The organism is Pseudomonas sputi (assembly GCF_021603585.1).
Classification (GTDB): domain Bacteria; phylum Pseudomonadota; class Gammaproteobacteria; order Pseudomonadales; family Pseudomonadaceae; genus Aquipseudomonas; species Aquipseudomonas sputi.
Window position 1 is genome coordinate 30482 of sequence record NZ_BQHI01000016.1, and the last position, 19821, is coordinate 50302.

Consider the following 19821-nt stretch of genomic DNA (forward strand, 5'->3'; position numbering starts at 1 on the left):
GGCTTAGATCATTTCCTCGCCGCCCTTGCCACCGAGCACGATTTCTCCGGCTTCGGCCATACGGCGGGCGATGGTGAGGATTTCCTTCTGCGCGGTCTCCACGTCGCTGACGCGCACCGGGCCTTTGGCCTCGAGGTCGTCGCGCAGCAGTTCGGCGGCACGCTTGGACATGTTCTTGAAAATCTTTTCCTTGACGCCTTCGTCCGAACCCTTGAGGGCCAGCACCAGCACGTCGGAGGAGACTTCGCGCAGCAGCGCCTGGATACCGCGGTCGTCGACATCGGCCAGGTTGTTGAACACGAACATGAGGTCTTCGATCTGACCGGACAGGTCTTCGTCGACTTCGCGGATCGAGTCCATGAGCTGGCCTTCGATCGAGCTGTCGAGGAAGTTCATGATGTCCGCCGCCCGCTTGATGCCACCCAGGGTGGTGCGCGAAGCGTTCGAGTTGCCGGAGAACTGCTTCTCGAGGATCTGGTTCAATTCTTTCAGTGCGGCCGGCTGTACGGTGTTCAACGACGAGACGCGCAGGATGATGTCCAGACGTACCTTGTGGTCGAAGTTGCCGAGCACTTCACCGGCCTGATCCGGGTCGAGGTACGCCACCACGATCGCCTGGATCTGCGGGTGCTCGTAACGGATCACGTCGGCAACGGCGCGCGGCTCCATCCATTTCAGGCTGTCGAGGCCGCTGGTGTTGCCGCCCAGCAGAATGCGGTCGATCAGGCCGTTGGCCTTGTCTTCACCCAGGGCCTGGGTGAGCATTTTGCGCACGTAGTCGTCGGAGCCGACGCCCAGGCTGGTCTGGTCGCCGACAATGTCGACGAACTCGCTCATGACCTGCTCGACCTGCTCACGGTGGACGTTGCCCATCTGGGCCATGGCCACGCCAACCCGCTGAACCTCTTTGGGGCCCATGTGGCGCAGCACTTGTGCGGCATCGGTCGAACCCAGGGACAGCAGCAGAATCGCGGCTTTATCGACCCGGGACAGTTTGGCGACGGCGGCTCGGTTATCACTCATCTGCGTTAATCCACTCTTTCACGACCTGGGCCACACGACCCGGGTCTTCTGCCACCAGACTCTTGATTGCGTTCAACTGAGCGTCATAGCCCTCGCTCGGGCTCGGCAGCAGGATGCTGGTCGGGCCGCCGAGGCTGACGCGATCGTTGGACAGTTCACCGTCCAGACCGCCCATGCCACCGAGTTCCATGTCGCCGCCCAGACCGGCCAGCTCCTTGCTTTTGCCGCCACCGGTGATGTTGTTGAGCACCGGACGCAGCACGCCGAACACCAGCACCAGGATGAACAGCACGCCCAGCACTTGTTTGACGATGTCCCAGAACCATGGCTGGGAGTAGAACGGAATGTCGGCGATCACTTCGCCGCGTTCGGCGGAGAACGGCATGTTGATCACGCTGACGCTGTCGCCACGGCTGGCGTCGAAGCCGACGGCGTCCTGTACCAGACGGGTGAAGCGCGCCAATTCGTCGGCGCTCCACGGCGCACGGGTGGTTTCGCCGTTGGCCGGGTTGATCTTGACCTGATCGTCCACCACCACCGACACCGACAGGCGATTCAGGCGACCCTGCTGCTGTTTGGTGTGGCTGATGGAACGGTCGAGCTCGAAGTTCTTGGTGGATTGTTGACGTTTGTCCGCCGGGTACGGCGCAAGCATTGGCTGGCCGGTGGCCGGGTCCATGATCTGCTGACCGTTGGCATCAACCAGTGGCTGACCTGGCTGCACCATGCTCGCCGGGGCGGCTGCGCCACCGGTGGTCTGCGGCGCCGAAGCCGGCGACGGCGGCTGGTTGCTCAGGGCACCCGGCACACCTTGCGGGCCATTGCTGGCGGTGCGTTGTTCGTTGACCGACTGTTCGCTGCGCAGGGCCGGTTGATCCGGGTTGAACTGCTCGGCTGTCGACTCGACGGCACTGAAATCGACATCGGCCGAGACTTCAGCCTTGTAGCGATCGTTGCCCAGTACCGGTTGCAGAATGTTGTGCACGCGCTGAGTGAGCATGCTTTCCATGCGGCGGCTGTAGTCGAACTGCTTGCCGGCCATGGTCATTTCGGAATTTTCCGCCTGATCCGACAGCAGGTTGCCCTTCTGGTCGACGACGGTGATCTGCGATTTGCTCAGCTCGGGAACGGAAGTCGCCACCAGGTTGATGATTGCAACCACCTGGCCCGGCTCCAGCGAACGACCGGAGTACAACTCGACCAGTACCGATGCGCTTGGCTTGCGCTCGTCACGGACGAACACCGAGCTTTTCGGGATCGCCAGGTGAACGCGCGCGCCCTTGACGTTGTTCAGGCTGGAGATGGTGCGGGCCAGTTCGCCCTCGAGGCCGCGACGATAACGGGTCGCTTCCATGAACTGGCTGGTGCCCAGCCCCTGTTCCTTGTCGAGGATTTCGAAACCGATGTTGCCGTCGCTGGGAGTGACACCAGCGGCCGCGAGCTTGAGCCGCGCACGGGACAGGTCATCGGCCTTGACCAGCAAGGCGCCGGAATTCGGTTCGACGGTGTAGGGAATGTCGGCGGAGGCCAGGGTGTCCATGACCTGCTTGGCATCCATGCCGGCAAGGCTGCCGTACAGAGGCCGGTAGTCCGGCTGCTGCGACCACAGCACCACGGCAAAGCCAATCGCCACGCTCGCGGCCAGGCCGACCAACAGGCCCACCTGACGCAGCACGGTCATCTCGGAGAGGTTTTCCAGGAAGGACAGGCCGAACAACGGCGGTTTGCCGTCTATCGGGGTGGCCTTGGCCGGAACGTTATCGGCGACTGCTTCTGCCATGACTCAATCTCGTCCTTAAACCGGCATCTGCATGATGTCTTGATAAGCCTGAACCAGCTTGTTGCGCACCTGGGTCAGAGCCTGGAACGACACACTGGCTTTCTGCGAGGCGATCATCACATCCGTCAGATCGACGCCGCTCTTGCCGATCTCGAACGCGTTGGCCAATTGGCTCGACGCCTGCTGGGTATCGTTCACTTTGTTGATGGCCTGACCGAGCATGTCGGAAAAGCTGCTGCCTGCCACTTCCGGGACGGCAGCAGTCGATTTCGGCTTCGACATGGCGTCCATTTGCATGGCCTTCATGTCCATCATCAACCGATTAAATTCAATACCTTGGCTCATGGTCTACTCTCTTGGGCGGCCCGCAATTTTTTGACACTCACTCGGCGGGTACTCAGGTGTTAGCAACAACGGTGCCAGCTCACGGGCACCGCTTTGAGAAAAGCCGTTTCAAACGTTTGCGCCACCGGTCAGGTGGCGAACAGGTAGCCTTCGACATCCATGCCCGCATCGCGCATTTGCGCCAGTTTGTAACGCAAGGTGCGCGGGCTGATGCCGAGCTTTTCCGCAGCTTCCTTGCGCCGGCCGCGCTCGGTACGCAGGGTGTCGATGATCATCTGGAATTCGCGGCGACGCAGGTCATCGCCCAGCGCACCGGCCGAATCCGCTTCGATCTCGACTTCGCGAATGACCGGAGCGACCGGCACCGTAGCCGGTAATGGAGCAAACAGCGCCGGCCCGGAGAGACAGAAATCCTGCGGCTGGATGAGGCCGCCCTGCTGCAGAATCAAGGCCCGCTGGACCGCGTTATCCAGCTCGCGCACGTTGCCCGGCCACGGATAAGCGATCAGGCACGCTTGCGCCTCGGGTGAGAACTTCGCCATCGCGTGCTTCATTTTATTGACGTGCTTGACCAGCAGACGCTCGGCCAGCGGCAGGATATCGGCGGTGCGCTCGCGCAACGGACGCCAGGCCAGCGGAAATACCGACAGACGATAATAAAGGTCTTCGCGGAACCGCCCTGCCGCGACCTCACCGGCCAGATCACGGTTGGTGGTCGCCACCACGCGAATATCGAGAGTGATCGGCTTGCGCGCCCCCACCCGCTCCACTTCCCGCTCCTGCAACACCCGCAGCAGCTTGGCTTGCAGGCCCAGAGGCATTTCGGAAATTTCATCCAGCAGAATGGTGCCGCCATCCGCCTGTTCGAACTTGCCGGCCTGGGCGGCGATGGCGCCGGTGAACGAGCCTTTTTCGTGACCGAACAAAGTGGCTTCGAGCATGTTGTCCGGAATCGCCGCACAGTTGATCGCAATGAACGGCTGACTGGCGCGATGGGATTGCTGGTGGATGTAGCGTGCCAGCACTTCCTTGCCAGTGCCGGACTCGCCGGAAATCAGCACGGTGGAATCACTGCGTGCGACCCGCGCCGCCAGTTCCAGCAATTGAGCACTGGCAGGTTCGACTGCGACCGGCCCTTCGGCATCACTGGTGCCGAGACTGCCCAAGGCATGACGCGCCACCAGATCCAGCAGAGCCTTGGGCTCGAACGGTTTGACCAAATAATCCGCCGCACCCTGGCGCATCGCATCGACCGCGCGCTCGACCGCGCCATGAGCGGTCATCAGCAGCACCGGCAACTGTGGTTGCCGCGCGCGCAACAGCCCGAGCAATTGATGGCCGTCCATGCCCGGCATGTTGACGTCGCTGACCACCAGACTGAACGCTTCGCGCTCCACGGCCTTCAGCGCCTCTTCGGCCGAACCCACCGCGTGATAGTCGTGACCGGCCAGCAACAGGGTATCGGCCAGCGCCTCGCGCAACGAGCGATCATCCTCGACCAGCAGAACCTTGATGCCCATGACCCTCACTCAACTCCCTGTACAGCGGAAAACAACGGCAGGATGACCTGCGCGCACGTACCGCGCCCGACCCGCGAACGCAGCTGCAATTCTCCCTGATGCGCACGCGCCACGGCCTTGACCACGGTCAGGCCCAGGCCGGTCCCGGTAACCTTGGTGGTGAAAAACGGCTCGCCCAGCCGCGCCAGCACTGCTGCATCAATACCGCTGCCGCTGTCACTGACGCACAAACGCAGGGTGTTGTCGCGGGTATAACAATGCACCTTCAGACGCACCTCACCGGCACTCGCCTGAATCGCGTTTTCAATCAGATTGAGCAGCGCCCCGACCAGCGTGTCGCGATTGCACAGCAACTCACCGGCATGGCTGTCGCACTGCCAGCGGATCGGCAGATCCTGCACGTGGGTCAGCGCCGCGGCCTGCAACGACTGCATCAAGGCATTCGGCGTGACACGGTCGGTCAGCGGCAACTCACCGCGGGCAAACACCAGCATGTCACGCACCTGATGCTCCAGCTCATGCAGGCGCTCCTTGAGGCGCCCGGCAAAACGCTGCTGGGTGGCGACCGGCAATTCCTGCTCGGTCAAATGGCTGGCGTACAGCAATGCGGCGGACAACGGCGTGCGGATCTGATGCGCCAGCGACGCGACCATCCGCCCCAGGGACGACAGGCGCTCGTGGCGCGCCAGTTGATCCTGCAGGTGACGGGTTTCAGTCAGGTCGTTGAGCAGCACCAACTGTCCTGGCTCGGCATCCAGCGAGCGAGTGGCAATCGACAGGCGTCGACCGTTTTTCAGGGAAATTTCGTGACCGTCGTCTTCACGGGGCGCGAAGCAACGGGCGATGACATGGCGCCACAGCTCGCCTTCCAACGGCAGGCCGAGCAATTCGATGGCGGCAGGATTGGCCTCGCACACAATGCCGTGACCGTCGATGACGATGACGCCACCGGGCAACAGATCGAGGAGGTTTTGCAGACGGTTGGCCAGGCGTTCTTTTTCCGCCAGTTCCTGCATGCGCTGGGCGCTGACCACGGCCAGCTCGCCCTTGAGCTCGGTGACCCGGGCTTCGAGCATGCTGTAGGAGTCGGTCAACTGGCTGGACATCTGGTTGAACAGGGCGAACGCCTGCTCAAGCCCCTGGCGGCTCGCCTGCTCTACGGACGGCAGTTGCCCCGAGGACTCGGGAACAGAAGACATCTGGGAGGCTTGGGGCATTGTGCTCTCTCGCTTGGCTGACCGTCAGTTAAACGGAACGTTGCGAGGGACGTAGCAATACCCGTGCCTAAAAAAAACCGCTTATAAATGAAGCGGTTGAAAAACAGGCGTCAATCATCCGCCTGTTCATCTCCTTCACGGCGGCTCATGCCGTACTTGCGCATCTTCTCCACCAGCGTGGTGCGGCGAATACGCAGGCGTTCGGCGGCACGGGCCACGATGCCGTTGGCGTCGTCCAGCGCCTGCTGGATCAGCCCCTGCTCCAGACCACCGAGGTAGTCCTTCAGATCGAGACCTTCCGGCGGCAGCATGGCGTTGGCGGTGAAGTCCGGCGTGTGGCCGTTGATCGCCACGCGCTCTTCCAGATCGCTGCGCAGGCTGTCGACCATTTGCTCGTCTTCGTCGTCGACGTAGCGGAATTTCTTCGGCAACTCGACCACGCCGATCACCCCGTACGGATGCATGATCGCCATGCGCTCCACCAGGTTGGCCAGCTCGCGGACGTTACCCGGCCAGCCGTGGCGGCACAGAGACATGATCGCAGCAGAGTTGAAGCGGATCGAACCGCGCTTCTCGTGCTCCATGCGCGAGATCAGTTCGTTCATCAGCAGCGGAATGTCTTCGACGCGCTCACGCAGCGGTGCCATCTCGATCGGGAACACGTTCAGGCGATAGTAGAGGTCTTCGCGGAAGGTGCCGATCTCGATCATGCTTTCGAGGTTCTTGTGGGTCGCGGCAATGATCCGTACATCGACGCTCTGGGTCTTGTTGCTGCCCACGCGCTCGAAGGTGCGTTCCTGCAGTACACGCAGCAGCTTGACCTGCATCGGCAGCGGCATGTCGCCAATTTCATCGAGAAACAGCGTACCGCCGTTGGCCAGTTCGAAGCGGCCGGCACGGCTGGTGATCGCGCCGGTGAAGGCGCCCTTCTCGTGACCGAACAGTTCGCTTTCCAGCAATTCGGCCGGGATCGCCCCGCAATTGACCGGCACGAATGGCGCGTCGCGGCGCTTGGAATGGTAATGCAGGTTGCGCGCAACCACTTCCTTGCCGGTCCCGGACTCGCCGAGGATCAGGACGCTGGCATCGGTGTCGGCCACTTGCTGCATCATCTGGCGCACGTGCTGGATCGCGCGGCTGGTGCCGACGAGGCTGCGGAACAGGTTGGGTTCGCGATGCCGGCCGCGTTCGCGGGCCTGGTCGTACATTTCGCGATAGACCTGGGCACGGTGCAGGGAATCCAGCAGTTTGCTGTAGCTCGGCGGCATTTCGAGGGTCGAAAGCACCCGGCGGCGCTGATCTTCGGGCAGGTCCACCGAAGAATTATCGCCCATCAGCAAAACAGGAAGGAACTCATCCCAGGTTGAGAGTGTCTTTAACAGGCCCAAAAGCGCACCAGGAGCATTGACCGTCCCGATCAGTACGCAAATGACCTCACGACTAGACGACAAAGAGCCGACTGCCTGCTGCCAGTCATGGCTTCCGCAGGGTAAATTTTCTTCGCCAAGAAAATTTAAGATCACCGCCAGGTCGCGGCGGCGGACGCTATCGTCATCGATCAGCAGAATTTTGGTTTCACGCCACATGCAATAGCAACTTCCCTAGTCAACTCAATGCCCAAAATGAGGGGCAAGCGAGACGCTTGCAGGACACCTTGTGCCTGTAGACGCCTGAAATCTGAAAACAGCCACTAGTTAAGTCAAAAAACCGTGCACAGTCAAATTTATGGCGCACATGTCTGGATTAACTGAGGGTTAACTAACCAAACAGATGGTAAACCTTTGCCGCATTCTGCGCTTGGGTGATCTGCGACATCTCGTCGACTATCGCCTGACGCTCACCCATCGCCACTTCAAGCAGTTGCTTGTAGACATGCAGCAACTCTTCAAGGTTATCGCGCAACGCGACCTCGTCCACCGAGGCTTCACTCAAGACATCTTCCATGCAGGAACGGCAATCCAGATCCAGTTGACCGATCGCCTCCCAGTTTCGCTCGGCCAGGGCTCCGACCAAGGCTACTCGGGTTTCTTCAATTCGCTGCAAAACAAGACTCATGGTGATCTCCTCAGAACTGCGGAGCGGGCGCAGGTGCGATCGCATCCCAGCCTTCCTTGACGGTGCTCAGCAAGCCGGCAACCTCATCAAGAATGCGCGGATCGCTGCTGATGTTCGCCTCGGCGAGGCGCTTCATCATGTAGATATACAGACCGTCCAGATCAGCCAGCGTATCGGCGCAGTTTTCCAGATCCAAACCTTCACGCAGTCCGCTGACGATGCCGATGGCCTTGCTGATCGACGTGCACTTGGCAGGAATGTCCTTGCGCTCGATCGCACCCTTGGCCTGGGCGATGCGGTCCAGGCCGCCTTCCATCAGCATTTGCACCAGGCGATGCGGGCTCGCTTCAGATGTCTGAGCGTGGGCACCTACTTTCTGGTATTGCCGAAGGGCTAACATCGGATTCATGTTCTACCTCATTTGCCACAATGACTCGTATGAACAGTGTATCGCCAGCGAGTCGAAAAACTTTAGACCACAAGACAAAAACCCGGCACACGCTCGAAAGCGTAGCCGGGTTTTTGTCGCTCTTGCATGTTACTTCGCGGATTGCTGAGCGTTGAGCGAGGCGAAGAACGATGTGATGTTGCTCGCCGTAGACTTCATCTGACCCACCAGCAAGTCCATGGCGTTGTATTTTGCAGTCAACGTCTTGGTCAGGTTGGCAACACGCAGATCGAGCGCCAGTTGCTGACTGGTCAGGCTCCTGGTGTTGTTGTTCAGGATGGCCATGCGCTGATCAAGCAAGCCTGTGGCGGTAGGGAGACTGCCGGCAGGAGGCTTCAGATACGGATCCACCGCCTTGCTCATGCGCGCCAAAAGACCGTTGGTGTCGGTGGTCCCCGTAAACATCTGCTGGACCTGACCGGTCATGCCCGGCGTGGACATGGTCTTGTTGAATGCAACAGTGTCAAATGTCAGGTTACCGGTGAGCTTGTCGGTCATCACCCCCAATTGCGACAAGTAGGCCATCGGACCGCTGCCGGTTCCGCTCGGCATGGTCAACTGGCTACGGATATCGGCAATCAGCGAACGCGGCAGGGAGTCACCGGTAAAAGCCGCTTGAACAGTCAGCTTGCCATCTTCGTCCGGCGTCGCCTTGGACAGACTGTCGATGGTGGTCTTCAGCGTGTTGTAGGCATCAACGAAAGCCTGGACAGACGTCTGCAGACCTTTGGTGTTGGCGTCGACACTCACCACAACAGGCGTGCCTGGCGGATTCGGGACAGTCAGCAGGTTCATCGACAAGCCACTGATGGCGCCGGTCACCGTGTTGCTCTTGCTGGTCACTGTCAGCCCGTCGATGGTCAGCGACGCATCTTTGGCGAGCCCGTTGACCGCTCCGGAATCACCCGCCGCCGGAGTGGCACCCATCGTTTGGGTGCCATCGATTTCCAGACCGGCAATGCCGCTGACGCTCAAGTCAGAGCCTGCGCCCGTCTTGCTCGAACTGATCACCAGACGTGAAGCACCGGTGCTGTCCGTCACAATGTTGGCGGAAATACCATTGACACCCTGAGCCGTGTTGATGGCATCACGAGTACTCTGCAGGGTCGCGTTGGCCGGAATCGTGACATTGTAATCAGTGCCATTCTGACTGATTTTCAGGGTACCACTCGGAATGGCACTGGCCGCACCGCCGGCAAAGGACGCACTGGCCACTTTCGAGCCGGTAGCCAGGTTATTCACAACAACACTGTAAGTACCCGAGACCGCGGTGTTATCTGAAGTAGCGCCCAGAACAGTCGGGGTACTCGAGGTCGCCGTATAACCGGCAAACGCTGGGTTGGTCTTGCTGCCAAGGTTCGTCATCGCTGTCTGGAATGCGGTCAATGCACTCTTCAACGTGCCGACACCGGAAATCTTCAGCGTGTTGGTCTTGGTCGCGGTATCGATCTGCGTCTGCTTCGGCGACTTGTCGGCGTTGACCAACGCAGTAACGATTGCACCGATGTCCAGGCCGGAACCCAGGCCCGAACCCGGTAAAATTGGACTTGCCATGTGCATCTCCCTTGGGTTGTTGCCAGTCTTTTGACCACTACCTGCGCCTAAAGAACTTCAAACACTATTCATGCCAGCTATCAGACTTTGGCGTCGAACAACACGTGACTCGCGTTGGCCAGACTATCTGCCAGCTTGAGCGCTTCTGCGGAAGGGATCTGTCGTACGACCTCGCCCGTCTCGCTTGCAATCACCTTGACGATGACCTTTCCGGAGTGCTCGTCGATCGAGAATTCCAGATTGCGCTTGATCGACTGAACGAACTTCTCGATCTCCTGCACCGCCAGCTTCAGCTTGGTTTCATCTGCTTCCTGGCTCTTTTTCGAGGCGGGAACAGCATCAACGGTCAGAGGCTTGGTCTCCGACGGCTTGTCGGTGACGGTATTGGCTGGCTTGGGAGCCGGATAAGACACGTTAAGCTTGACGCTCATGTCCATGCTCATCACCTCATAACGTAAAAAGCGAGAGAGCACGCAAGCGCACTCCCCCGCTAAAACTCATTCCGAAATTACTGAAGCAGCTTCAGTACAGCGGAAGGCAGTTGGTTGGCTTGAGCCAGAACAGAGGTCGAAGCCTGTTGCAGGGTTTGCTGTTTGGTCAGGTTAGCAGTCTCTGCGGCGAAGTCGGTATCTTGTACGCGACCTTGTGCAGCAGTGGTGTTCTCAGTGATGTTCTGCAGGTTGGAGATGGTGCTGGTCAGACGGTTTTGCGAAGCACCCAGGCTGGCACGAGTTGCACCGATGGCAGCGATAGCGGCGTCGATTGCGGTGATCGCGTTGTCGATGTTCTGCGAAGCAGAACCAGCACCAGTACCCGAAGTACCGGTCAGAACTACAGTGCCGCTACCTACGGACAGGCTGACGGCGTCGAACTTGGAGCTCAGTACCAGGTCGATGTGGTTAGCCGAACCGGTGTTTGCGCCCACTTGCAGGGTCACAGTACCAGCCGAACCGTCCAGCAGGTTTTTGCCGTTCAGGTTGGTAGCAGCCGAGATACGGGTGATCTCGTCGGACATCTGAGCGAATTCAGCGTTGGTAGCGGTCTGGTCAGCAGTGCCGTTGGTACCGTTACGTGCTTTAACAGCCAGTTCACGCATACGCTGCAGAATGTCGGTCGAAGCCTGCAGAGCGCCTTCAGCGGTCTGAGCAACGGAGATACCGTCGTTGGCGTTCTGGATGGCCTGGGTGTTACCGCGGATCTGGGAAGACATACGGTTGGAGATCTGCAGGCCAGCGGCGTCGTCTTTAGCGCTGTTGATTTTCAGGCCGGAAGACAGGCGCTGCATCGAAGTCGACAGAGCGTCGGAAGCGCGGTTCAGGTTTTTCTGAACGTTCAACGACGTGGTGTTGGTGTTTACTGTTAAAGCCATGACGAATTCCTCGTTGGTTGGGTACTGCGGCTTCCGGCCCTGGCAACCGCCGGGTATGGCCTAGAGAACCTTCGTAATAGTTATCGTCGGGTTTGCAGGTTGCTTGAGGGCTTTTTTGAAAAAATTTGCCATCACCCTGCCACCCCCTAGAAAACAAAGACTTAGCAGCACTTTCCCTTCGAAAAAATGACGTCATAAAACCGTCCGTGGCGCAAACCCGCGGGCCAGCGCCTTCGACCTTCTTCAGGTGGACGGTTCTTCCAGCAACTGGATCAACTCGTACTCCATGAAATCGGCAAGCCCCAACCAGTCCTGACGCTCCTGGCACTCGAGCATTTGCGTGAGCAACTGCGCCCAGACTTGCTGCGTCTGCGCGCCGGCCAACAGCAATGACTGCTGCGCGCCCTCGAACACATCGACCATGGTCAATGCCGCCTCGACATCGCGCCCCAGGCGGAACAGCCCGGCGCACTGGTGGCATTCGTCTACCCAGCGTTGCAGCGCACTCATTGCACGAACTCCTGATTGAAACCCGTCCCGGCAATCTGCGCACCCGCCCGGCTGCTGTTGAAAAACGCCACGTGCGGCTGACTGGCGATGTATCGCTCCAGCACACAGAGATAACCGCGAAAATTGAGCTGGGTACTGACGCGCTGACCATGCCCGTCACGCACCCAGTGCCGCGCCTGATTCACCGACGGCCCCAGGTCACCATCACTCCAGCCGGCATGGGTCTTGTTCATCGGAAAGGCAAAATCGGCGCCGAACAGGGTGATGCGTGCGGCGCCCATCTTCACCGCCAGATCCACGGCCGGGTGAATCACGCTGCCGCCCATATGCAACAGCGCCCGCGGGTACTGTTCACGCAATGCCGCATAGACCGGGCTGGCCGAGTAACCGCCATAACGCTTGCCCTTCCAGGCCCTGAGTACCTCAGGATCACTCATGGGCAGGTACACCAGCGGGATGCCGTCGGACGCCTCGGAAGGCAAATGCCGAAAGCTGATGCGCTGATCGATGCTCACCACATAGTCGGGTACGACCCCGTGCTCGCGCAGCGGTCGGTACGCGGTGTCGACACAAATGAACAAAGGACGCTCGACCCGCGCGCGGATCGCCGCCAGACGTTCGAAATGCTGTTCCAGCGTCGGCCCGGTGCCGATCACATAGATCTCCCGACCGGCACAGGTGCCGAACAAGGTCGCCACATCATCATCGGCGAGCAACACAGGCAAGCAGTCGCGCAGACGCTGTTGAATGAACGGTGACTGCGGATCGAATTCACGATTGTTGAAGCTCAGGTGCACTTCGCTGACCAGCCGATCACGAATCTTCGCGTTGAAGTCATCGGCCAGCAGCATCTCGGCGGGCAAGGCGAAAAACGGCGTGCAGATGTCGGACAGGTCGCCGGCGTAGAGCAATTCAACTCGCGGATCCTGCAGCCACTCGCGCTGATCGATCAATTGCAGCACCAGGGCGAACAGCGCGCCGTTGAGGATGTGCACATACAAGCGCTCAAGCCCGGTGCGCTCCAGCAGCACCGTGGGCAAGTCCCCAAGGCCGGTGCCGTAGACATGCAGTTGCGGCTTGTCCGCCGGCAGGCTGGCAGCCTGAATCTGCGCCTCGCGGACACGGTCATGCCGGCTGGTGAGCTGAATGCCGCCAATGCTCAGCGTCGAGCCCAGCCCCTGCGTCAGCTCAGCCTCGATCGCCGAACTGTCTTCGTTCAGCAATCGTGCGAACAGCGCTGGCCAGCGTTGCTCGATGACTTCAGCGTTGGCCTGGAAAAACTCACTCATGGCGCCTCGCGCTCCCTTCAGGCAAAAAAATAGCGTTCAAGGTTAACCCTTGAACGCTATTTTTGTATCCGTCGTTCTTGCCAGGTTCAAGGACGATAAATAATCGCTGAACCCCACGACAGACCGACGCCGAAACCACTGATCGCGATGCGGCTCCAGTCGGAATCCATCACGTGTTTTTCCAGCAGCAAAGGCACACTGGACGACACGGTATTACCGGTCTCGACCATGTCCTTGATGAACTTCTCCGGCTCGCCTTCGAAGCGCCGCGCCACGGCGTCGACAATCGCCGCACTGCCCTGGTGGATGCAGAAGGCATCGATGTCATCGGCCTTCAGGCCGGAATCGTCGAGCAGTTCGTGCAAGTGCGCCGGCACTTTGAGCAGCGCGAAGTTGAACACCTGACGGCCGTTCATGAAGAACACGCCATCGGTCACTTTCAAGTGCGGTGCGCCGGAACCGTCGGTGCCAAACTTGGCCTTGCCCAGCGCCCAGGTCGGGTCTTCACCCATCCAGGTGGCGGTGGCGGCATCGCCGAACAGCATGGTGGTGTTGCGGTCTTCCGGATCGACGATCTTCGAATACGGATCAGCAGTGATCAGCAGACCGTTCTTCAGACCGGCGGCTTCCATGAAGCCTTTGATCGCGTAAATGCCGTAGACGTAGCCGGAACAACCCAGGGAAATGTCGAACGCCGCGACATGGGTCGGCAGGCCGAGTTTGTCCTGGACGATGGCCGCGGTGTGCGGCAGGCCTTCTTCATCACCGTTCTGGGTGACGACGATCAGCGCATCGATGGATTCACGTTTCAGTTCAGGGTTGTTGGCAAACAGCGCATTGGCCGCTTCAACGCACAGATCGGAGGTTTCCTGTTCCGCGTCTTTGCGTGGGAGGAAGGCCGAACCGATCTTGCCGAGGATGAATTCTTCATCCTTCTCGAATTTTGCACCTTGTGCGTAATTGTCCACGCCGGCTACAGGAACGTAGCTCGCAATGCTTTTTATGCCAATCATTACGGCTTCCCAATAATAAACAGCCCAATACCACCGCTCGCAAGGATTCGAGGGGCGCCGACAAACAGAAAACGGCCGCCACAACGGGCAGCCACGGGGAGCGCAAAGGGCTATCACTGGAACCGAAAACGGGCCAGGCGCCATCTCCCCGGTCATTACAATACAGTGAAGATGCGCGTTATGACTCGCAGGTCACGCTATTTTGCCGAATCGGTGACAGATCGGGTCATTCGACCAATGACCAGTCCAGCGGCGTACCGCGTTTGATCGGCTGGCGCGCATGGCGCCCGAGGACCGCATCGGTGTGCTTGGGCGGCAGACCGAGACCGGGACGAATGGCGCGCACATTGGCCGCCGTGAAAGGTTCACCGGCCGCCATATCGGCCGTGACGTACAGCGACCGGCGGTAGACCAGCGACTTTTTCTCGGCCTCGGTCACCCCGTAATGCACCTGGCCCATGGCCTGCCAGGCGCGCTCGGTCTCGACCACCAGGCTGGCCAGTTCCGCCGGTTCCAGCGAGAAACTGGCGTCCACCCCACCGGCTGAACGGTCGAGGGTGAAGTGTTTTTCCACCACCGTCGCGCCCAGCGCCACCGCTGCCACCGACACGCCGACCCCCATCGAATGATCTGACAGACCGACCTCACAGCCGAACAACTCGCGCAGATGCGGGATCGTGCGCACGTTGCTGTTGATCGGGGTCGCCGGGTAGGTGCTGGTGCATTTGAGCAGCACCAGATCCTTGCAGCCGGCTTCGCGGGCAGCGCGCACGGTTTCGTCGAGTTCGGCGAGGCTGGCCATGCCGGTGGAAATGATCAGCGGTTTGCCAGTCGCTGCGACACGCCGGATCAACGGCAGATCGGTGTTTTCGAAACTGGCGATCTTGTAGGCCGGCACATCGAGGCTTTCGAGAAAGTCCACGGCGCTGTCGTCAAACGGCGTCGAAAACGCGAGCATGCCCAGCTCCCTGGCCCGGGCGAAGATCGGCGCATGCCATTCCCAGGGCGTGTGGGCCTTTTCATACAGGTCGTAGAGCGAGGTGCCCGCCCACAGACTGTTCGGATCCTTGATGAAGAACTCGCCTTGCGCCAGATCCAGGGTCATGGTTTCGGCGGTGTAGGTTTGCAGCTTCAGGGCGTGCGCACCGGCCTTTGCTGCCGCTTCGACAATCTGCAGGGCTACGTCCAGCGACTGGTTATGGTTGCCGCTCATTTCCGCGATGATGAACGGCGGCGCATCGGCACCGATCTGACGGTTGCCGATCTTGAAACTGCTCATTGACGGGATTCCTTCAAAACCTTGGTGAACGCGCAGGCACTCTGAGTGAACCCGGCGTCACGAAAAACATTCATCGAGGGCCGATTGGCCGGCAACACCTGAGCGGTGATGGCGGTCATTTGCGGCCAGTGCGCCGCCACAAAGGCTTCACCCTGCGCCAGCAGCGCCCTGCCCCAGCCGAGGCCGAAACGCCCCTCAAGCAGATACAGCGAAACCTCCGCCTCAAAGCCGCGCAAATCGTAGCGCAGGACACCGACCGGGCCGTCATCCGCCTCGGCCACCAGCAGCAACCGCTGAGGATTGCGCAGGCTCGCGCCCAACCAGTTCACATGCTGCGTCCAATCAATCGTCCCACTGTCCAGCGACCAGCGGCGCACCGTCTCGGCATTGCGGCCATCGAACAGCAACTGCGCGTCATCCGGCGTCGCCGGACGCAACTTGAGCACCGCGCCGGCCAGTGCCGCCGCCACCCGCAGCGCACCGCGTCCATCGACCAGTTGCCGCGAACGCTCGGCCAGGCTCTGGCGCAGATAAAAATTGCCCACGACAAAGCCGATGGCATCGCGCAGTTGCTCGACGCTGACCTGCTCCCGCGCGCCCATGAACACATGCGCCCCGGCCGCCGCCATCACCTCACCGTTGGCCTGCTGATTGTTCGACACCGCGATGCAGATCGTCGGCAGGCCCAGGGCCGCGCGCTCCCAACTGGTGCCGCCGCCGGCGCCGATAAACAGGTCGGCCTCGGTCATGCGCCGATGAAAATCGCTGACGAAACTGTGCAGGCGCCAGTGCGGCCGCGCTTCGGCCAGCGCCTGCATCTCTGCCCAGGCCGGGTTGTCGGCGCCGGCGACAAAATCCACTTCAAGCGCCGAAAAATCCGCCAGCGCCAGCATCGCGTGATGAGTCTGGCGCGCCGCATCGAAGCCGCCGAAATTCACCAGCACCCGGCGCGCCACCGGCTTGATGTCGATGGCCGGGCCACTGAACTCTTCGCGCAGCATGGCGAAGCGCGGGCCGAGCAGTGTTCGGCAACCGGCCGGCAGCAGCGGCTGATAGTTTTCGCTGAGCCCGGAGAGGTTCTGATTGAGCAGCAGGTCCACGCTGTAACGGCGGGTCCCCAGATCGTCGACGGCGGCGATCCGTGGGGCGAAGCGACGAGCTGCGGTCTGCCAGTGATGGTCGAGGCCGTAGTGATCGGCGATGACCCAGTCAAATCCGGGCTGCCCTTCCAGCTGCGCCGCCAGTGCATCGATATCCGCCTGCCACGGCAGCATCGATTCGATGGCCTGCTCCGGGTCTTCACCGGCATAGCGCTCCGGCAACGCGAAGGTCTCGAAGCCTTCGCTCTGCAACGCCTCGAGCCGATGGCCGGGTAGACGACGACAGGCGAACGCGACATGACTGCCTTGCGTGCGCAACACCCGCGCCAGCGTCAGGCACCGGGCGATATGGCCGCTGCCGATGGTCGGTGAGGCGTCGGCGCGGATCAGCACTCTCATTGCAGTTCTCCGCCGGCCTTGAGTGCCGCGTAAAGGTACTCGGCACGCTTCCAGTCTTCGACGGTATCGATGTCCTGCACCAGATACCGGGGCAGGATCACCGGCAGACTGACCGGCGAATACAGCACCTCGCCACCCAGCCAGGCCTCACTACGACCCCAATAGAACTGGCCGGCATCCTGAAAGGCAGCCGGCAGATCCTGCGAACGGGTATTGCGAAATTCGGGGTACAACGCCGTCAGGCCGCCCTGCCCGTCGAGGGTCAAGGCGCGCTGCACCGGAAAGCCGAAATCGGTGACCGAAAAAGCAAAGGACTTGTCCGGGTGTCGCTTCAGCAATTCAAAGCCCTGACGCAGAAACCGCGCCTGCAACAGCGGCGCCGTGGCGTACACACAGCAGGCGTATTCGAAGGCCGGCAGTTGCTGCAAGGCATGCACGATCACCGCCGCGGTGCCGGTGAAATCATCGGCCAGTTCCGCCGGACGTATGAACGGCACGTGAGCACCGTTGGCTCGCGCCACGTCTGCGATCTCTGCGTCGTCGGTGCTGACCACCACTTGCTCGAACAACCCGGAATCGAGGGCCGTGCGAATCGAACGGACAATCATCGGCACACCGTCGAACGGCGCAAGATTCTTGCGCGGGATGCGTTTGCTGCCCCCGCGGGCCGGGATGATTGCGACGTTGTTCAAGGACGTTTTTCCGGCAGGATCACCCATTACCATTTCCATCCACCGCCGCGACAATCATTCAGTCAACCGACGCAATTGCTCGACCACGTAATCCTGCTGCTGATCGCTCAGCAACGGGAACAGCGGCAGGCTGATCGCTTCGGCGTAATAGCGTTCGGCTTCGGGGAAGTCACCCTCGGCGAAACCCAGGTCACGATAGTACGGCTGCAAATGCAGCGGAATGTAGTGCAGGTTCACGCCGACGCCGGCGGCACGCAAGCCTTCGAACACCTGACGGTGGCTGAGGCTGATACGCTCGGTCTGCAAACGCACCACATAAAGATGCCAGGCCGATTCGGCCTCCGGCTGGAGGCTCGGCACGGTGACCGGCAAGTACGCCAGCAGACGGTCGTAACGCGCCGCCAGCGCCCGGCGCCGGGCAATGAATTCGTCCAGTTTGCCCAGCTGCGACAGGCCCAGTGCGGCTTGCAGATCGGTGATCCGGTAATTGAACCCCAGCTCGACCTGCTGGTAATACCAAGGGCCGTGGCTGGGTTCGGTCATCTGCTGCGGATCGCGGGTCATGCCGTGGCTGCGCAGGCGTTGCAGACGCTCGGCCAGTTCCGGGCGATTGGTCAGCACCATGCCGCCTTCGCCGCTGGTGATGATCTTCACCGGATGAAAGCTGAACACGGTCATCGCGGCAAATTCACCGCAGCCCACCGGACGCCCGGCATAGCTTGCGCCAACCGCGTGGGAAGCGTCTTCGATCACCGTGAAGTTGTAGCGCTCGGCCAGTTCGGCAATCCGCCGCATGTCGCAGCTCTGCCCGGAGAACGCCACCGCCACCAGCACTTTGGGCAGCGTGCCGTCGCGTTCGGCCGCATCGAGTTTGCTCGCCAGAACCTCGGCATCGAGGTTCCAGGTCAGCGGATCGATGTCCACAAAGTCGACGTCGGCACCGCAATAACGGCCGCAGTTGGCCGACGCGAGAAAGGTGTTGGGCGTGGTCCACAAACGGTCACCCGCTCCGAGCCCTGCCGCCAGACAGGCAATGTGCAGCGCCGCCGTGGCGTTGCACACCGCCACGGCGAAATCAGCCTGGCAACGCTCGGCCATCGCCTGCTCGAAACGTTCGATGGTCGGCCCCTGGGTCAACCAGTCGGACTGCAACACCTCGACGACCGCGTCGATGTCCGCCTGGTCGAGGCTCTGCCGACCGTACGGAATCATACCGACAGCTTCGCGTGCAGTTCGGCGATCTGCCCCACCGAGAGGAAGTGCGGGTTGGTGTCGGAGCGGTATTCGAAGTCTTCGCCGACCGGCACGCCACGCTCACCGAGTTTGTCCTCGGCAAAATCCACATCGACGCTGGTGAAGCGAATCGACGGCTGGATCGTGTAGTGATCGGCAAACTCCAGAGTCATCCGCGCATCGTCCAGCGGCACCATCAACTCGTGCAGTTTCTCGCCGGGACGGATGCCGACGTTCTTGTGCGGCAGGTGCTCGGCCATTCCCCGCGCGAGATCGACCACACGGATAGACGGAATCTTCGGCACGAACACTTCGCCGCCGTGCATCCGCGCAAAGCTGTCGAGTACGAATTGCACGCCGTGATCGAGGGTGATCCAGAAGCGGGTCATGCGCTCGTCGGTGATCGGCAGCTCTGTCGCGCCGTCAGCGATCAGCTTGCTGAAGAACGGCACGACCGAGCCGCGCGAACCGGCGACATTGCCGTAGCGCACCACGGCAAAACGCGTTTGTTGCTCACCGGCAATGTTGTTGGCCGCGACGAACAACTTGTCCGACAGCAACTTGGTCGCGCCGTACAGATTGATCGGGCTTGCGGCCTTGTCGGTGGACAGCGCGACGACTTTCTTCACCCCGTTGTCGATGGCGGCGGCGATGATATTTTCCGCGCCGTTGACGTTGGTGCGGATGCATTCGGTCGGGTTGTATTCCGCCGCCGGCACCTGCTTCAACGCAGCGGCATGCACCACGTAATCGATGCCGCGCATGGCCTGGCGCAGGCGATCGGCGTCGCGCACGTCACCGAGGAAGTAACGCATGCACGGCGCGTTGAACGTCTGCTGCATTTCGTATTGCTTGAGCTCATCCCGGGAGAACACCACCACGCGCTTGGGCTGGTATTGCTCGAGCAGGCGCGCGATGAACGTGCGCCCGAACGAGCCGGTGCCGCCGGAGATGAAAATCGATTTGCCGTTGAACATGTCTTGAGTCCTGTTCCT

General features: G+C 60.8%; 19 protein-coding genes. All 19 read right to left on the reverse strand.

Features of this window, described 5'->3' with window-relative positions:
* Positions 1-3: 3 nt before the first annotated feature.
* Positions 4-1023 (reverse strand): flagellar motor switch protein FliG, encoded by a 1020-nt coding sequence (gene fliG, locus L6D81_RS20120; protein ID WP_007958288.1) that lies wholly within the window; start codon positions 1021-1023, stop codon positions 4-6.
* Positions 1016-2803 (reverse strand): flagellar basal-body MS-ring/collar protein FliF, encoded by a 1788-nt coding sequence (fliF, locus tag L6D81_RS20125; RefSeq protein ID WP_007958290.1) that lies wholly within the window; start codon positions 2801-2803, stop codon positions 1016-1018. Before fliF ends, fliG begins: the two co-directional genes overlap by 8 nt.
* Before the next feature lie 15 nt (positions 2804-2818).
* Positions 2819-3148: a flagellar hook-basal body complex protein FliE gene (fliE, locus tag L6D81_RS20130; RefSeq protein WP_065260774.1), complete on the reverse strand. Its 330-nt coding sequence runs from the start codon at positions 3146-3148 to the stop codon at positions 2819-2821.
* Positions 3149-3276: 128 nt separating this feature from the next.
* On the reverse strand, positions 3277-4668 hold the full coding sequence (locus tag L6D81_RS20135; protein WP_236181621.1) for a sigma-54-dependent transcriptional regulator: 1392 nt from the start codon (positions 4666-4668) through the stop codon (positions 3277-3279).
* Between the two features lie 5 nt (positions 4669-4673).
* On the reverse strand, positions 4674-5885 hold the full coding sequence (locus tag L6D81_RS20140) for a sensor histidine kinase (protein WP_373874322.1): 1212 nt from the start codon (positions 5883-5885) through the stop codon (positions 4674-4676).
* A gap of 110 nt (positions 5886-5995) precedes the next feature.
* Positions 5996-7471, reverse strand: a complete 1476-nt coding sequence (locus L6D81_RS20145; protein ID WP_003222863.1) for a sigma-54 dependent transcriptional regulator — start codon at positions 7469-7471, stop codon at positions 5996-5998.
* A 172-nt stretch (positions 7472-7643) separates the two neighbouring features.
* A complete protein-coding gene (gene fliT / locus L6D81_RS20150) occupies positions 7644-7940 on the reverse strand; it encodes a flagellar protein FliT (RefSeq protein WP_039765621.1) in 297 nt (98 codons plus the stop codon).
* Between the two features lie 10 nt (positions 7941-7950).
* Positions 7951-8349: a flagellar export chaperone FliS gene (gene fliS / locus L6D81_RS20155; protein ID WP_236181622.1), complete on the reverse strand. Its 399-nt coding sequence runs from the start codon at positions 8347-8349 to the stop codon at positions 7951-7953.
* 129 nt (positions 8350-8478) lie between these two features.
* A complete protein-coding gene (fliD, locus tag L6D81_RS20160) occupies positions 8479-9942 on the reverse strand; it encodes a flagellar filament capping protein FliD (protein ID WP_236181623.1) in 1464 nt (487 codons plus the stop codon).
* Positions 9943-10022: 80 nt separating this feature from the next.
* Positions 10023-10379, reverse strand: a complete 357-nt coding sequence (locus L6D81_RS20165; RefSeq protein WP_236181624.1) for a flagellar protein FlaG — start codon at positions 10377-10379, stop codon at positions 10023-10025.
* 71 nt (positions 10380-10450) lie between these two features.
* On the reverse strand, positions 10451-11311 hold the full coding sequence (locus L6D81_RS20170) for a flagellin domain-containing protein (protein WP_016771090.1): 861 nt from the start codon (positions 11309-11311) through the stop codon (positions 10451-10453).
* A 243-nt stretch (positions 11312-11554) separates the two neighbouring features.
* The gene (locus L6D81_RS20175; protein WP_236181625.1) at positions 11555-11821 is read right to left on the reverse strand and encodes a hypothetical protein; all 267 of its coding nucleotides are present in this window, start codon (positions 11819-11821) and stop codon (positions 11555-11557) included.
* Positions 11818-13110 carry a motility associated factor glycosyltransferase family protein gene (locus L6D81_RS20180; protein ID WP_236181626.1) on the reverse strand — a complete coding sequence of 431 codons (1293 nt, stop codon included), beginning with the start codon at positions 13108-13110 and terminating at the stop codon, positions 11818-11820. Before L6D81_RS20180 ends, L6D81_RS20175 begins: the two co-directional genes overlap by 4 nt.
* A gap of 86 nt (positions 13111-13196) precedes the next feature.
* Positions 13197-14123 carry a ketoacyl-ACP synthase III gene (locus tag L6D81_RS20185; protein WP_236181627.1) on the reverse strand — a complete coding sequence of 309 codons (927 nt, stop codon included), beginning with the start codon at positions 14121-14123 and terminating at the stop codon, positions 13197-13199.
* Positions 14124-14349: 226 nt separating this feature from the next.
* On the reverse strand, positions 14350-15402 hold the full coding sequence (pseI, locus tag L6D81_RS20190; RefSeq protein ID WP_236181628.1) for a pseudaminic acid synthase: 1053 nt from the start codon (positions 15400-15402) through the stop codon (positions 14350-14352).
* A complete protein-coding gene (pseG, locus tag L6D81_RS20195) occupies positions 15399-16901 on the reverse strand; it encodes a UDP-2,4-diacetamido-2,4,6-trideoxy-beta-L-altropyranose hydrolase (RefSeq protein WP_236181629.1) in 1503 nt (500 codons plus the stop codon). The genes pseI and pseG overlap by 4 nt, the downstream gene beginning before the upstream one ends.
* Positions 16898-17593 (reverse strand): pseudaminic acid cytidylyltransferase, encoded by a 696-nt coding sequence (gene pseF / locus L6D81_RS20200; protein WP_236181630.1) that lies wholly within the window; start codon positions 17591-17593, stop codon positions 16898-16900. Before pseF ends, pseG begins: the two co-directional genes overlap by 4 nt.
* A gap of 54 nt (positions 17594-17647) precedes the next feature.
* Positions 17648-18805, reverse strand: a complete 1158-nt coding sequence (gene pseC, locus L6D81_RS20205; RefSeq protein ID WP_236181631.1) for a UDP-4-amino-4,6-dideoxy-N-acetyl-beta-L-altrosamine transaminase — start codon at positions 18803-18805, stop codon at positions 17648-17650.
* The gene (pseB, locus tag L6D81_RS20210; RefSeq protein WP_236181632.1) at positions 18802-19803 is read right to left on the reverse strand and encodes a UDP-N-acetylglucosamine 4,6-dehydratase (inverting); all 1002 of its coding nucleotides are present in this window, start codon (positions 19801-19803) and stop codon (positions 18802-18804) included. Before pseB ends, pseC begins: the two co-directional genes overlap by 4 nt.
* Positions 19804-19821 lie beyond the last annotated feature (18 nt).